The 15,593-nt window shown below is 53.7% G+C and carries 8 protein-coding genes and 1 pseudogene; 7 read left to right on the plus strand and 2 right to left on the minus strand.

What is annotated here, in order from left to right; genetic code table 11:
- Positions 1-476 precede the first annotated feature (476 nt).
- From FYJ62_RS06940 to FYJ62_RS06950, 3 genes are all read left to right on the plus strand, one after another.
- Entirely contained in the window at positions 477-1,709 is a 1,233-nt protein-coding gene (locus FYJ62_RS06940; protein WP_154548985.1) for an argininosuccinate synthase, read from the plus strand.
- A gap of 61 nt (positions 1,710-1,770) precedes the next feature.
- Positions 1,771-3,153 (plus strand): argininosuccinate lyase, encoded by a 1,383-nt coding sequence (gene argH / locus FYJ62_RS06945; protein ID WP_154548986.1) that lies wholly within the window; start codon positions 1,771-1,773, stop codon positions 3,151-3,153.
- Between the two features lie 216 nt (positions 3,154-3,369).
- Positions 3,370-4,209 carry a hypothetical protein gene (locus FYJ62_RS06950; protein ID WP_154548987.1) on the plus strand — a complete coding sequence of 280 codons (840 nt, stop codon included), beginning with the start codon at positions 3,370-3,372 and terminating at the stop codon, positions 4,207-4,209.
- A 99-nt stretch (positions 4,210-4,308) separates the two neighbouring features.
- Here FYJ62_RS06950 and FYJ62_RS06955 read toward each other — a convergent pair whose 3' ends face one another.
- Positions 4,309-5,211, minus strand: a complete 903-nt coding sequence (locus tag FYJ62_RS06955) for a LysR family transcriptional regulator (protein WP_326832011.1) — start codon at positions 5,209-5,211, stop codon at positions 4,309-4,311.
- Between the two features lie 558 nt (positions 5,212-5,769).
- Here FYJ62_RS06955 and FYJ62_RS06960 point away from each other — a divergent pair.
- The 4 genes and pseudogenes from FYJ62_RS06960 to FYJ62_RS10815 all read left to right on the plus strand — a co-directional run.
- A complete protein-coding gene (locus tag FYJ62_RS06960; RefSeq protein WP_154548988.1) occupies positions 5,770-7,515 on the plus strand; it encodes an ABC transporter ATP-binding protein in 1,746 nt (581 codons plus the stop codon).
- A 69-nt stretch (positions 7,516-7,584) separates the two neighbouring features.
- Positions 7,585-9,348, plus strand: coding sequence for an ABC transporter ATP-binding protein (locus FYJ62_RS06965; protein ID WP_229771862.1), 1,764 nt, complete (start codon positions 7,585-7,587; stop codon positions 9,346-9,348).
- A 306-nt stretch (positions 9,349-9,654) separates the two neighbouring features.
- Positions 9,655-13,854: an EAL domain-containing protein gene (locus FYJ62_RS06970; protein WP_195837413.1), complete on the plus strand. Its 4,200-nt coding sequence runs from the start codon at positions 9,655-9,657 to the stop codon at positions 13,852-13,854.
- A 341-nt stretch (positions 13,855-14,195) separates the two neighbouring features.
- Positions 14,196-14,309, plus strand: a pseudogene (locus FYJ62_RS10815) (dehydrogenase); the annotation flags it as partial.
- A gap of 103 nt (positions 14,310-14,412) precedes the next feature.
- On the opposite strand, the gene FYJ62_RS06980 reads toward FYJ62_RS10815, so the two are convergent.
- Positions 14,413-15,312, minus strand: a complete 900-nt coding sequence (locus FYJ62_RS06980) for a YitT family protein (protein WP_154548990.1) — start codon at positions 15,310-15,312, stop codon at positions 14,413-14,415.
- Between the last annotated feature and the right edge of the window lie 281 nt (positions 15,313-15,593).

Here is a 15,593-nt window from a genome sequence, read left to right on the forward strand (position 1 = left end):
TACAACTAATTATAGCTTTAAGAATACTCTAGTTACTGTTCATAGTCAAAGCGGCGGTTCTAAATTGCAAAAAAACTCTTGCACAAAATTAAAATCATGTTAAAATACTCAATAACAAATCAATCAGCGATGGCAATAGTACCTGGGCCCCTGACCTTTTCAGCGAGTTTCGTAGTTGTGAGGAAACAAGGCCAGACTGGGGAACGCGGCCGGGAGCGCGGCTGATGAAATTGAGGCAGCCGCCGCAGCTCTGCGATATAGGGCAAGAGAGTCCGGAACAGACCGCATGGTCTGACCGGGAATTAAGGTGGTACCGCGAATTCAAATCGTCCTTTTGCATTAGGCAAAGGGGCGATTTTTGATTGCCAGGCAATTTTTAGATGAGGTGAGCAAGATGAGGCAAGGATCAAGGAAGAGCAACAGGACAAGCAAGCACTTAAAGAGAACCAGCAGATTCAGATATCAGGAGATTAATTATGACTATTGACAAGAGCAAGATTAAGAAGATCGTATTGGCATACAGCGGCGGCTTGGACACTTCGGTGATCATTCCCTGGCTGAAGGAGAACTATGACAACCCGGAAATCATCGCGGTTTCCGCCAACGTGGGTCAAGGGGATGAACTGGACGGACTGGAGGAGAAGGCCAAGAATTCCGGCGCTTCCAAGCTGGTCGTCCTGGACCTGACTGATGAATACGTCAACGACTACATTATGCCTTGCCTGAAGGCCGATGCTAAATACGAGGGCTACCTGCTGGGCACTTCCAATGCCCGGCCTTTGATTGCCAAGGGGCTGGCTGAAGTCGCCATCAAGGAAGGGGCGGATGCCATTGCCCACGGCGCGACTGGCAAGGGCAATGACCAGGTTCGTTTTGAACTGGGCATCAAGCACTTCCTGCCGGACATGCCAATCATTGCGCCTTGGCGGGAATGGGAGCTGAAGAGCCGGGAAGACGAAATTGAGTACGCCGCCGCCCACCACGTGCCGTTGCGGATCACCAAGGAGACCAACTACTCCAAGGACAAGAACCTTTGGCACTTGAGCCATGAAGGACTGGACCTGGAAGACCCGAGCCTGGAGCCAAGCTATGAGAAGCCTGGCTTTTTGGAAGAAGGCGTTTCCCCAATCGATGCTCCAGATGAGCCGACCTATATCAGCCTGACTTTTGCCAAGGGCTTGCCCGTTGCCTTGAATGGCCAGCAGCTGACTCCAAAAGAGATCGTCCTGGCCTTAAACAAGCTGGGCGGGGAGAATGGGATTGGCATCCTGGACCTGGTTGAAGACCGGCTGGTCGGCATGAAGTCCCGGGGCGTTTATGAAACTCCTGGTGGGACGATCCTCTACTTTGCCCATGAATACCTGGAAACCCTGACTTTGGACAAGGAAGTCCAGCACGAAAAGGCCAAGCTGGCCATCACCTACGGTGAACTGGTCTACGATGGCAAGTGGTTCACGCCTTTGAAGGCCGCCTTGGATGCTTTTGTCGACCAGACCCAGGAAGCCGTCAACGGCACGGTCAAGCTTAAGCTCTACAAGGGCAACATCATCAAGGCCGGCGCAAGTTCAGAGGACAGCCTCTACTCACCAGAACTGGCAACGTTTGATGCTTCTGACTACGACCAGGCAGAAGCCGGTGGCTTCATCGACCTGTTTGGTCTGCCAATCTCTGTTCAAGCCCGTCTTGATGCTAAGAAAGGCAACAAGTAGGCCAGCTGCTTTATATAGTAGAAGCAGAGCGTGACGGAGATTTTTGACGAAGGAGATTGCCATGAAAAAAATGTGGGCTGGCCGGACGGCTGGCAAGACGGACCAAATCGCGGATGACTTCAATTCATCGATTCATTTTGACCAGCGGCTTTACAAGGAAGACATCGCGGGCTCAATCGCCCACGCCAAGATGCTGGCCAAGCAGGAGATCATCCCGGAAGACTCAGCCAAGGACATCATCAAGGGCCTTGAAGGGATTGAAGCTGACCTGGACCAGGGCAAGCTTGACTTTGACCCTACTGCTGAAGACATCCACATGTTCATTGAAGAAGTTCTGACGGAGCGGATCGGGGCGGATGGAAAAATGCTGCATACGGCCCGGTCCAGAAATGACCAAGTGGCCTTGGACATCCGCTTGTACATGCGCAAGGAAAACCAGGCCATCCAGCAGCTCTTGACTGACCTGGTGTCAGCCCTGTGCGACAAGGCGGAAGAATACAAGGCGGCTTTGATGCCCGGCTACACCCACTTGCAGCGGGCCCAGCCAATTACTTTTGGCCACCAGCTGATGGCTTATGCCTACATGTTCATGCGCGACAAGAGCCGCCTGGCTGACATGGAAAAGCGGATGAACTATGACCCAATCGGCTCTTGTGCCTTGGCGGGGACGACCTATGACACGGACCGCTTCTATGAGGCCTCCTTGCTGGGTTTTGCCGGGCCGGTACCCAACAGCCTGGATGGGGTCAGCGACCGCGACCACGTCGTGGAGGACTTAAGCGACCTGTCAATGGTGATGATGCACCTGTCGCGGCTGAGCGAAGAAATCGTCTTATGGTCATCTTGGGAATTCCACTTCGTGACCCTGGATGATGCCTACACGACCGGCTCCTCCATCATGCCGCAGAAGAAGAACCCGGACATGGCGGAATTGGCCCGGGGGAAGACTGGTCGGGTCTATGGACACTTAATGGGCCTTTTGACCACCTTGAAGGGGTTGCCGCTAGCCTATAACAAGGACATGCAGGAAGACAAGGAAGGCTTGTTTGACGCGGTCGACAGCGTCAAAATGTGCCTGGCCACCTTCATCCCCATGATTGAGACCATGCAGGCCAACGAAGACGCCATGCTCAAGGCGGCTCAGCGCGGCTTCATCAATGCCACCGACCTGGCGGATTACCTGACCAAGAAGGGACTGCCTTTCCGGGATGCCTACCATCTTTCCGGCCAGCTGGTGGCTAAGTGTATCAAGGAGGAGACTGTCTTGGAAGACCTGCCTTTGGCTGAGCTGCAGCAGTTCAGCCCCCTGTTTGAAGAAGACGTCTACCAGGCGATCGATCTCCACAACTGCCTAGAAAAGCGGAAGTCATTCGGCGGGCCGAGTCCCGCGTCCGTGCAGGCGCAAGTAGCGGAGGTCCGCCAGCAGCTGCAAGTTAAAGATTAACGAATCTTGCCTGATTTTCTTTAAGCATTAAATATTTTTGACCTTGTTCTTAGACACTGACAGGCATTCTGTCAGTGCCTTTTTATGTTTTTTATTGTTGCTGAAGATTATTCTAAGAATGCGCTTGCATTCACGCCAGAGCTTTGATATCTTATTTTTGAAAAAATTAATAGGTTGTCCTGATTAATGGATAATTGTGCAAAGGAGAGAAAAAATATGTCATCAAAGCCAAGCATGTCCTGTCATCGTTTTTGGGATAAGCCGCCGTGCATCGCGATCAGCCACGACTCAATCTACCGATTTTCAAAGCAAGAATTGGCGCAGAGCGTGACTGACGCCGGCTACCGGATGGGGCCAGGGTTCCTCGCGGCCTATGACCTGCGGGACAAGCCGCTTGATGGCATCTATCGGACCGTGATCTATGACCGCCAGGCCGGCGTGGTCTTGTCGGTCCGCTCGGTCAATTTCCTGCTTGCCCGCGTAGAGCGGCAGTTCACCAATACGGAAATGTATATGCATGACTATACCCTTAGCCTGCTGGGCATCAAGGAGCGGCATATCATTTCCTGCGGCAGCTATGCTTACTTCAGTTTTTATAGTTTTCGCCACCGGCCGCTGGATTTGGTTGGCCTCTGTCCAATGGTGGATTTTGCCTTTGCCGACCAGAAGGCGGCTTTCCGGACGAGCAATATTCCCTGCCGATTCCTGTTCGACGTTGCTTCAAGGCCAGGCAAGGCCAAGCACGACCTGCAGGCTGGATTGACGCACAACTGGGCCATCAAGTTCTACCTGCAGCAGCTCAATGAGCGGCATGGGGCTGCCAAGCCCAAGTGGCCGGCCGATTCGATCCTGCATCAGCCGGGATATGTTGCCGGTCAGACCTTGAAAGAGCTGGAAGCAACCGACTTTATGCAAGAGGCCAGAAAATGCGAGGAGGACTTGGCCCAGGGCTTTTCCCTGGAGTTTCTGCGCAAGCTGGAGTATCCCCTCTACGGCGGAGCTGACATCGATCGGATGCTGGATGCCTGCCGGGCGGCCTACAAGAACATGCATTAAGCAAGGATAAATATGTGCTGACTGCAGCAAAAAAGCCAAGACTTAAATAAGCCTTGGCTTTTCATCATCTTTAAAGTAAATTTGCCGCATATTCAGCTGCTACTTGCTGAGATCCTGTCCCTTCATCCAGCTGAGCAGGGCATCAACGTCTGGGTTTTCCCGGTCGTCGGCAGTGATCAGGCTCAAAGTTGAGGCGTTGGCGCTGACATCGAAGTCAAACGGAATCTTCTGCAGGCCGTAGGCCGCCGTTGCTCCGGCAGCGAAAGGCTGAACGGCAATCCCCTGCTGGGTCAGGACCATCATTGACTGGGCCACCACGTTGTTGGCGAAGAAGATGCGGCTGCTTGCGCATTCTTGCTCTAATTTCTCCTGCAGGGCCGACATCACCGGCGGAGCCCAGGAGGAGTCCAGGAAGATCAGGTCGTTGCCATCAAGATCGCTTGGCTTCAAGCTTTGCTTGCCGGCAAAAGCGTGAGACTTTGGAATCACGGCGCACCATTCGATCTGGCAGAGGTCGGTGTGGCTGAAGCCGGAAGCCTTGGGAATGGCTTCCGAGGTAGTCAGGACCATGTCCAGCTCGTGGGCGGCCAGCTTGTTCATTAGGTCGGCATGCTTTTCAACATAGTATTCAAAGTTCATCGTTGGGTGCAGGGTCTTGTACTCACGCAGGATGCGGGGGATGATGACCTGCTCGGCTGGCATGCCCAAAAGGCCGATCCGCAAGATGGTCTGTCCCTCAGCCATGGCAATCCGCTTGGCTTTGGAGAGGGCAATGCGGTAGCCATCCAGCTCGGCCTTCATGCTGTTGTAAAGGCTCTTGCCGGCAGGGGTCAGAATCATCTTCCGGCGGGAACGGCTGAAGAGCTGGTAGCCGAGCTGCTTCTCAATTGAAGAAATGGCCAAGGAAACGGCTGGCTGCGACATGTTCATGTTCTCCGCGGTCTTGGTAAAGCTCTGCGTCTGGGCCGCATTGATGAAAATTTCTAAGTGTTCAATTCTCACGGTAATTCAGTTAGCTCCTAATTCTAATAATGAATGCAAATCGCTCGCAAAAGTGCCCAATTTGCTGCTAGCGATCCAAAAATAATCATATCTCAAGTCTGACATAAAGAAAAAAATTATTTTCCAAAAGCCCGATTTTTTTGGAAAACAAGCAAAAGCTGATCAAATAAGTTTTTTATTCCAGCTGAAGAAAAGAATAAAAAAGCTGATGACAAAATGGGAATAATGTTGCCGGTCGGCCATTCCTTTTCAGGTCTGCTGGCAGTCACTTTGGCCTAGGCCAAATGTCGCGATCTTCCAAGCTTTTTAGCCTGCTTGTCCAAAAAGCGCCTTGGCCTGTCCGGAGACAGTACCAATATTTTATATATTATAGAACCCTCTTCTTAAAAGCAAAGGAAAAAGGTTAAATTTAATTTCTTTAGGACGAAAAATGATATTGAAAAATTTGCTGGAAGGGATCACAAAGTTCATTCAAATACTAGTGAAATCAGAATCTGTCTTTCAGGAAAGTATGCTAAAATTTAGCAAGATAATATTTAGAAATGGAAATTGAGAAAAATGAAAAATCTCAGCAAATATTTGGCTGATTACAAAAAAGAGAGCATCCTGGCGCCCGCGTTTAAGCTCCTGGAAGCTCTTTTTGATTTGCTGGTGCCGATCGTCGTGGCCCAGATCATCGACTATGGGATCAAGCAGCACAACCAGCCATACATCTTCCAGCAGGCCGGACTCTTGGTCCTGCTGGCGGTTCTGGGGATCGCGTCTTCGGTCACGGCCCAGTGGTTTGCCGCCAAGGCCAGCGTCGGCTTTGCGACCAAGCTGCGCCAGGCGGCTTTTGACAAGGTGGAATCCTTGAGCTTTGCCAACCTGGACCAGACTGCCCCCAGTACCTTGATCACCCGGTTGACTTCCGACATCAATCAGGTGCAGACAGGCTTGAACATGGCCCTGCGGCTCTTGCTCAGAAGTCCCTTCATCGTTTTTGGCTCCATGGTGATGGCCTTTACGATCAACTTTAAGGCTGCCTTGATCTTTCTGGCGGCAATTCCGCTGCTGGCCCTGGTCGTTTTTGGCATCATGTTGGTGTCCATTCCGCTCTATCGGCAGGTCCAGGCCAGACTGGATGAGATCACCCGACTGACCAATGAGAACCTGACCGGGGTCCGGGTCATCCGGGCCTTTGGCAAGGAGGGGGCGGAAGTGGCCAAGTTTGACCAGAAGGTCGCGGCCATGACCAAGCTGAATGAGTTCGTCGGCCGCCTGTCGGCCGCCTTGAATCCGCTGACCTACGCCCTGATCAACATCGCGGCCATCATCTTGATCTACGTTGGCGCCATCCAGGTCAACAGCGGCGCCATGCAGCAGGGGCAAGTGGTGGCCTTGTACAACTATTTGGCCCAGATGATCGTCGAATTGATCAAATTGGCCAGCTTGATCATCACCATCAACCGGGCCCTGGCTTGCGCTGACCGGGTTGACCAGGTCCTTAGCATCGAGCCGGCCCAGACTTATCCGGAAAAAAACGCGGCCAGGCCGGCTGATGCCAGCGTTTCTTTCAAAAACGTGACCTTCACCTACCCGCAAGCCGGCGCGCCAGCCCTTTCGGACATCTCTTTTGAAGCGGCTGCCGGCTCAACGGTCGGCATCATTGGCGGGACGGGATCCGGCAAGTCCAGTCTGGCAGCGCTGATTGCCAGATTCTACGACGCGGATGCGGGCGAGGTTGCTATCGGCGGGCAGGCAGTTGCCGACTTGACCCAGGAAGAGCTGCGCCAGCAGGTGGCCGTGGTGCCCCAGAAAGCCCAGCTTTTTGCCGGCAGCATCCGGGACAACCTGCGCCTGGGCAAGGAAGCGGCCAGCGACCAGGAGCTGTGGAACGCAATCAAGCTGGCCCAGGCCAGCGACGTGGTTGAAAACAAGGCGGGGAAGCTGGACTTTCAGATTGAGCAGGAGGGGCGGAACCTGTCAGGCGGGCAAAAGCAGCGCCTGACCATTGCCCGGGCTCTGGTCAAGCAGTCCCCGGTCCTGATCATGGATGACAGCGACAGCGCCCTTGACCTGGCCACGGCAGCCCGACTCCGCCAGAGCGTGGCTGCCCTTTTGCCCAAGCCGACGACCTTTATCATCTCCCAGCGTGCCTCTTCCATCATGCAGGCCGATCAGATCCTGGTCTTGGACGATGGCCGCCTGGTGGGGAAGGGACAGCATCAGACCCTGCTGCAGACCTGCCGAGTCTATCGGGAAATCATCCGCTCCCAGTTCCCGGATTGGGAGTTACCTGAATTGGAAAGCGAGGTGGACTGACCGATGGGGAAAACTACCCAAAATAATAGGAAAAAAGCCGAAAATAAAGTTGGCGGCCAAGCCGACGGCATGTCTTCATGGCAAGCCATGAAGCGGGTGCTGCGGCTGCTGAGCAGCTACCGGATTCTGCTTTTTTTGAGCATCCTGTTGGCCGGAATTTCCGTTTTGCTGCAGCTGTACGTGCCGGTTTTATTCGGTGACGCGATTGACCAAATTATTGCCCAAGGGCGCGTTGACTTTGCTGCCATCACCCGCCTGCTCGCCAGGATCCTGATCTTGGTCCTGTTGTCTTCGGCCGCGACTTGGGTGATGGGGATCATCAACAACAAGCTGGCCTATTGGACCGTTCAGGACATTCGCCAAAAAGCCATCCGCAAGATCCAGCAGCTGCCTTTGGCCTACTTGGATCAGCATTCAAGCGGGGACATCGTCTCCAGAATCATTGCCGACGTGGACCAGATCTCTGATGGCCTGCTTTTGGGCTTCTCCCAGCTGTTCACGGGGATAGTGACCATTGCCGCGACCTTGTTCTTCATGTTCTCCAAGTCCGTGCCGGTCACCTTGCTGGTCCTGCTTTTGACCCCAGTCAGCTTCTTGGTGGCCAAGTTCATTGCCAGCCATTCCTACCAGATGTTCAAAAGGATGACGGACACCCGGGGCCAGCAGACCGCCCTGATTGAAGAAATGGTCGGCGGGGTCAAGGTCGTCAAGGCCTTTGGCTATGAAAAGCGGGCTTCAGGCCGTTTTGCCAAGATCAATGCCGACCTGCAGAAGTACAGCCAGGCCGCGACTTTCTATTCCAGTCTGACCAATCCAGCAACGCGTTTCATCAACTCGTTGATCTACGCGCTGGTGGCCTTGGCAGGAGCCTTCTTGATCATGGCCGGCCAGCTGACGGTTGGGGGCTTGAGCGTCCTGCTTAACTACGCCAACCAGTACATGAAGCCTTTTAACGATATCAGCTCCGTCGTGACCGAGCTGCAGAACGCCATGGCCTGTGCGGCCCGCGTTTTTGCCTTGATCGACCAAGAGCCGGAAGCCATGGCTGCCAGCCTGGAAAAGGGGCAAAAAGAGCTTGGCGAGGACCTGGGCAGCGTCAAAGGGGAGGTGGACCTGCATGGGGTCAACTTCTCTTATGTGCCAGACAAGCCGCTGATTCAAGACTTCAACCTGGAGGCCAAGCCGGGGATGCGGATTGCCCTGGTTGGTCCGACTGGCTGCGGGAAGACGACTACGATCAACCTGCTCATGCGTTTCTATGATGCCGCTTCGGGCTCAATCATGATCGACGGCAAGAGCATCTACGAAGTTTCCCGCCACTCCTTGCGCCGGAACTTTGGGATGGTTTTGCAGGACACTTGGCTGGAAGAGGGGACGGTCAGGGAAAATATCGCTTTTGGCAAGCCGGAAGCCACGGATGAAGAAATTATCGCCGCGGCCAAGGAAGCCCACTCCTGGGGCTTTATCCGCCGCCTGCCGGAAGGGCTGGACACGTATTTGACCGCTGACAGCCTGAGCGGCGGGCAAAAGCAGCTGCTCTGCATTACCAGGGTAATGCTGCTCAAGCCGCCAATGCTGATTTTGGATGAAGCCACCAGCTCCATCGACACGCGGACGGAAATGCTGATTCAGCAAGCTTTTGACCGGCTGATGGCCGGGCGGACCTCCTTCGTCGTGGCCCACCGCCTGTCGACGATCGTCAATGCCGACTTGATCCTGGTGATGAAGAACGGACGGATCATCGAGCGGGGAAGACACCAGGAGCTACTGGAAAAGGGGGGCTTTTACAGCCAGCTCTACCACAGCCAGTTTGCGCAAGAAGAAATGCTTTAGTCAAAGAGTCATGGAAAAACGATTCAGTTGAGTACTTTTGAGCTTCAGCAGCTCTCTGCTGTGATTTGAGATACATGAAAAGACTTCCAGAAGTTTTGCGCTTCTAGAAGCCTTTTTTATTCGTTAGAGTTTTCCCAGACTCTTTTGCGCGTCCATGAGCTTGAAGAAATAAAGCGGTTTAAACAACAACTATTTCAAGTTATAATCTTACTAAGAGCATGACAAAATCGGGAAACGAATGCTGCTGATTGGCCGGATACCAGGCCAGCATTTTCGGCAATCGTATAAAGAAACAAGATGAGCATTATGACTAAGAAACCAAACCTAAAGCAACTGATCGACCAAACCTTCAGCTATATCCGCGAACCCTTCCTGGCTTTGCAGGTGAATCAAGGACAGCTGCCGCGCCTGGTCTACGCTAATGCCCGCCTGCTGGAGCTATTGGCTTGTGACAATTTGGAAGAACTGAACGAGTATTTGGACAACCAGCCAGAAAAAATGGTGGTCGCCCAAAACGTGGACGCTTTTCGTAAAATTGTCAGTGCCAACAGCGGCAAGGCTGACCACATGACCCTGACCGACCGCCATGGCCAGGAGCACATCGTCAATTTGGAAATCCGCCGCGCGCCCTTAAGCGAAAGCGGCCTTTTGATCTGCTACGTAACCCCGATCGAGCTCAACCGCGACGTCTTGACCGGTCTGCTTGACCTGCGCTCTTTTCAAGAAGTTGGCCAGACGCAGACCGCCCTTTTGCACGGCTTGGGCAAGTCGACCTCGGTCATCTCCTTTGACCTGGTTGGGATGAAGGATTACAACAACCAATACGGCTTCAAAAAGGGCGATGAGCTCCTGCGCTTTGTCGCTAGCCAATTGACCCGGGCTTTTGGCGAGAATGCCTGCACCCGGTCAGGTGAAGACCGCTTCTACGCCTATGCCGTGGACTTTGGTCTCAATGCCAAATTGCAGGAGATCATCGATGAGGTCAGAAGCCGCCGGGAGATCCGGATTGGGGTCAGCGGCTATGACCCTGACAAGCTGACTTTTGACGAGGCCTGCAACCAGTCCCGAGTTGCCTGTGAGAGCTTGGCTGATCCCTACAAATCAGGCATCGTCTTTTATGATGAGAAATTGGATCACAAGCACCGGCTGCAAGAGCACGTGCTCTACCATATTGACGAAGCCATCGCCAAGGGCTGGATCCAGGTCTACTACCAGCCGGTAGTGCGGACTTTATCGCAAAAAATGTGCAACGTGGAAGCTCTCAGCCGCTGGATTGACCCTAAATACGGGATAATCTCGCCTGGAGACTTCGTGCCGGTTCTGGAAGACGCCAACCTGTCCTACAAGCTGGACCTGTTCGTCTTAAAGCAGGTCTGCCAGATGCTGGACGCTCGTCTTTCCCAAGGACTGCCGGTGGTTCCGGTCTCCGTCAACATTTCCCGTTCTGACTTCAATGCCGTTGACCCGGTAGCGGAAACGGCAGCGGTCCTTGACCGCTATCACCTGCGCCACAGCCTGATTGCCGTGGAAATCACGGAAACCGCGGTCATGCAGAGCCGGGAGGAGATCTCTAAAGCCATCGCCCGCTTCCATGATCTGGGCTTTCAGGTTTGGATGGACGACTTCGGCTCCGGCTACTCATCCTTGAATGCCTTGAAGGACTTTCATTTTGACGAAATCAAGATTGACATGGGCTTCATGCGCAACTTGAATGACCGCTCCAAAAAGATCGTCACCAAAGCCATCTCCATGGCCAAGTCCTTGGGAATTCATACCCTGACTGAAGGGGTCGAGACTGAAGAGCAGTTCCACTTCTTGAAGGATGCGGGCTGCGAACGGATCCAAGGCTATTACTTCGGCAAGCCGCAGGCACTGGATGACCTGCTGGCGCATTTGGCCCTTAAGGAAATCCCAATTGAACCGCCGGAGGAGGCCCAGATTTTTGCCAAGGTTGGCCTGATCGACCTGATTACCCCAGAGCCATTGGCCATCTACTTTTATGATGGAATAAGCTTTGCCCCGATCTATGGCAATGCTCGCTTTAAGGACTTGCTGGCGTCAGCCGGCTTAAACGACCGCCTGGCTGATTCAAGCGTCTTGCACGGCCTGGCGGAAAAAGCCGTCAGAAACAACGCCAAGCGCGTTTCCACCGTGATTTCAGGCGGACGCTACTTCCAGTTCTCCTTTAAGCCGGTTGCCCAAGCCCGCAAGGGCTGCGTCCTTTTGACCAAGATCGATGGGACCATCAGCCAAAAGGAAAGCCAGCAGCTGGACTTGAACAAGTCCTTGAAAAACGTGCTGCCGGTCTTCAACCGGATCTATGATCTGGACTTTGCCAGCGATCAAGTCCGCGTCGTGGCCAGTGACCGGGTCGGGGAAAGCCAGGGCCAGACCTTGAGTGGCCTGGCCAGTGCCGCGGATTTCTATGGCAGTGAATGCATCCACCGCGATGACCTGCCGCGCTGGCATGACTTCTTAAGCTACCGGCAGATCGCTGGCAAGCTGAAGGCCCAAAAGCGCAACTGGCTGACGGAAAACTTCCGAACCAAGGTCAGCGGCGAGCTCTACAACTGGGGCGAATATACCTTGGTGCAGATCAATGACGCAGAATTCATGCTGCTGGTCAAGGTGGACAGCCGGGAAGACGAGCGGCTGAAGGTCTCCTTGCTGGAAGAAATGTATATGAGCAGCCGCCGGGGGCTGGACACGTCCATCGACAACGTTGAATATGAGGTCTGGAAGACCTTGCAGCATGAGTCCAGTCTCAAATTCTTCTGGAAGGACACGCAGCGCCGCTTTGTCGGCGTCAGCCGGGCCTTCCTCCAGTACTATGGCTTTGCCAGCCAGAATGACGTTTTGGGCAAGACTGATGACCAGATCGGCTGGCACAAGGACAATGGCCCGTTTAGAGACGACGAGCTGCGGGTCCTGCAAGAAGGCCGGCCAGTCATCAATGCCCAGACGACTCAGATCTTCAACGGGATCACCAGCCATATTATGGCCTGCAAGTTTCCAATTTTTGACCATGGCCAGATCGTTGGCCTGGTTGGCTATTTTGAAGATCTGGACGCGGCGCTTTCCAGCAAGGAGCGGGTCTTCCCTGGCAAGATCTCAGAAGCTGATGCCATGACCAGCTTCCTGGACGCCAACGGCTTAGCCGCGCGTTTGGTCCAGTACGACGACTACTGGAAGCAGAACCAGCAGGAATACTGCGTGGCTTGGATTGAGGTGGCCGACTTTGACCGGATGAAGATCAACGACGGCTCAGCCTTTGCCAACGAGCTGATCATGATCTGTGCCAAGCTCATCAATGAGCACCTGGCCAAGCGCAATCTGGTTGCCCGGATGCGGGGAGCGGCTTTCGCGATTGCCACCAATACTTTGTCTAAAGAGGAGCTGGCGGCAGAAACGGCGGAAATCAAACAAGCCATTGAAAAAGTAAGCGACATCAACGGCGTCCACTGCCAATTGAGCGTGCGGACCGGTCTGGCCCAGGCAAGCGAGGCCAGCTACAGTCAAGAGGCGGTCCAATTGGCCGTCGACCGGGCTTGGGCTGACGAGCGGGAAAAAGAAGAGGACCAGAACCCAGTCAGCGAGTTCAATGAGTATCTGGACCTGCCTTTGCCTTTCGTGATCGCCAAGCCGGTCTTTAACGCTTACGGCGACAAGGTGGAAGACGCGATCTTGGTCTTTGCCAACGAGCAGTTCTGCGAGCGTCTGGGCGTCAGCCGCCATGCCCTCTTGGGCAAGCGCTATGCCCAGCTCTACGGCGAGCGGGAAGAGTGGCTCAAGCTCTTGGCGCCAGCCCTTTGGGGCAAGCCCGTCACTGGAGGCTGCTACAACCGGGCGCTGCGGGCTTGGACCAACTATTATTCAAAAGCCGCGGTCTTGCCGGGATGCACGGTGACGATTTTTGAGCCAGTGACTCAAAGCGGCAATGAATCAGCCTTGAAGACGGCGGTCACGGATGAGGAATGCTTCCGCGTGACCCACTTGCTTTTCAACGGCCACCAGTTCTACCATAATATCAAGGATGCCTTGGGCGAGATCGGTGAGGTGGCTGGGGCTAGTCATGTAGAGGTCATCAGAACCGACCGGCACAGCTTCTCCGTCGATTATGAGTGGAGCAAGCAGGGCGGCGGACTTTTGGGCGATGATGCTGAAGAGCTGGAGTATGGTTTCATCCAGCCTTTGGAAGACCAAGCCCAAAAACAGGACTATGTCCTCTTGCGCGATGTCCGTAAGCTGGCTGAAGGGAACGGCAGCTTCCAGAAGCAGGCCGAATTCCTGCATAAAAAGGGCGTCAAGCGGCTCTTGGCCGTGCCGATCTATGATGATGATCACAACCTGAGCGGCTACCTGCTGGCCACCGACTGGCAGAAGAGCGGGCACTTGGACCTGATTCGCCTTATGCGGCTCTTGACGGGGCCGTTTCAGCAGAAGCTGAAAGAAATCGACCGGCGGATCGGACAGAACGAGTTCAGCAACCGGGATGACGACAATTAGCTAAAAATACACTGGTTATTTAATAAAAAAATATAAATCGCAACAGGCTAATCGCATGATTAGCCTGTTTTTATTGGCTTGATCTGTAATTGGAAAAGGAAACTGTAATTTTGGCACAAAAAGTCATGCCAAAGATGTGAAAAAATCACTATTTCTTATTGAAGCGATGCAGGGCTGTCATATACTGACAATTGAAAAGATAAATTAAGTATCTTAGTCAGGAGAAAAAATAAATGAAAATCACTGCAGCAGTCGTAGAACACAAGGGTGGCAAGTTCCACATGAGAGACGACATTGATCTGTGCAAGCTGGCGCGACCGTAAGCAACTTCAAGCCAGGCGACCGCAAGCTTCTACGAATTCAAGGACATCAACGAAGCAGATGCGGCTTCGGTTTCCGGTGAAGTCATCAGGCCGGTCCTGATCATCGACAAGGACAACCAGCCAGGTGACTAGCCAAGAAGCAATCACGAAGAAATTTTCCCTGCTAAAAAATCCCGGCTCCACTTTCGTTGGAGCCGGGATTTTTGTCGTGGCGGCAAAGTGCCGCTGGTTAAAGCTATTTGCGCGAGAAGAGGCTGGTCTTTTTAGCCTTGTAGCTGAAGCCTTCGCCGATCGCCTCCGTGGCGTCAAAAATGGTCATGAAGGCGTTAGGGTCTTCGTTTCTGACGATCTGCTTGAGCAGCGGGATCTCCTTGGTATTGATGACCAGGTAGATCAGGTGCTGCTCTTCGTTGGAGTAGCCGCCTTCAGAGTTGATGAAGGTAAAGCCGCGGTCGAGCTCCAGGTCGATCATCTTGGTGATCTCCTTGTACTTCGGCGAGATGATGAAGGCCCCCTTGGCCTGGGTCCCGCCGGCTACGACCTTGCTCAAGACGGTGCTGAGCAGGACGCAGGAAACCATGGTGTAGGCCACGTGGTACAGGTCCAGGTAGGACAAAGAGCAGGCCAGAGCTAAGAAGTCAATGAGCAGCAGCCCGTTGCCTGGCTCAACCCCGCGCGCGGTCTGCATGACCCGGGCAACGATGTCGCTGCCCCCGGTCGTCCCGTTGTAGCGAAAGACCAGGCCCAGGCCCAGACCTGAAAGCGACCCCGCCATCACTGCCGCCAGGAAGGGGTCGTGATGGAGGGGAAGTTGTTCTATAATAGTTTGGTAAGACCATGCACTCAAGAAGAAGGAAAGGCAGAAGGTTCCCCAGATAGTGTAGAGCATTGCCAGCTTGCCCAGGAACTTGAAGCCGATGATGAGCAGGGGAATGTTCAAGACGAAGGTGCTGATCCCGGGATTGATCCCCGTGAAGTGCCGGATAATCAGGGTAAAGCCTGACAGTCCCCCGTCAGCCAGATGATTGGGAATGGAGATCATGTCCAGGCTGAAGGCATAGATTGCGCTCCCAAGCGTGATCATCACCATATCCAAGGTATTTCTGCCAGTCCATTTAAATTTTGACTTGCGCATTGTTGTCGTCTCCTTTCCTTAACCCCATGCGTCTTCAATTTTAACAAAAATCAGCTTGAATGGAGAAATTCATCAACTACCCCCGACCTCGGTCGGGGGTTTGCGACTAACTAGCGTGGTCCAAACAAACTCCCCGGAGAGAGTTCTCCCATAGCCAAGCCCGAAGGCTTACGCTGTCGCTTCTCAAGCATCCTTGGCGGACCTCAGATGCTTCCGCAGATTGATTAACTACGGCAGAACAGCACGTGTACGCACTGCTCTAATTTGTTTGTTCCTTTGAT

Origin of the sequence: Lactobacillus porci (assembly GCF_009695985.1) — a bacterium.
GTDB classification, from domain to species: Bacteria; Bacillota; Bacilli; order Lactobacillales; family Lactobacillaceae; genus Lactobacillus; species Lactobacillus absianus.

Bases quoted from the DNA above. Each gene is read 5' to 3' on its own strand.
- FYJ62_RS06940 (WP_154548985.1), top strand. From the start codon at position 477: ATGACTATTGACAAGAGCAAGATTAAGAAGATCGTATTGGCATACAGC.
- argH (WP_154548986.1), top strand. From the start codon at position 1,771: ATGAAAAAAATGTGGGCTGGCCGGACGGCTGGCAAGACGGACCAAATC.
- FYJ62_RS06950 (WP_154548987.1), top strand. From the start codon at position 3,370: ATGTCATCAAAGCCAAGCATGTCCTGTCATCGTTTTTGGGATAAGCCG.
- FYJ62_RS06960 (WP_154548988.1), top strand. From the start codon at position 5,770: ATGAAAAATCTCAGCAAATATTTGGCTGATTACAAAAAAGAGAGCATC.
- FYJ62_RS06965 (WP_229771862.1), top strand. From the start codon at position 7,585: ATGTCTTCATGGCAAGCCATGAAGCGGGTGCTGCGGCTGCTGAGCAGC.
- FYJ62_RS06970 (WP_195837413.1), top strand. From the start codon at position 9,655: ATGACTAAGAAACCAAACCTAAAGCAACTGATCGACCAAACCTTCAGC.
- FYJ62_RS06980 (WP_154548990.1), bottom strand. From the start codon at position 15,312: ATGCGCAAGTCAAAATTTAAATGGACTGGCAGAAATACCTTGGATATG.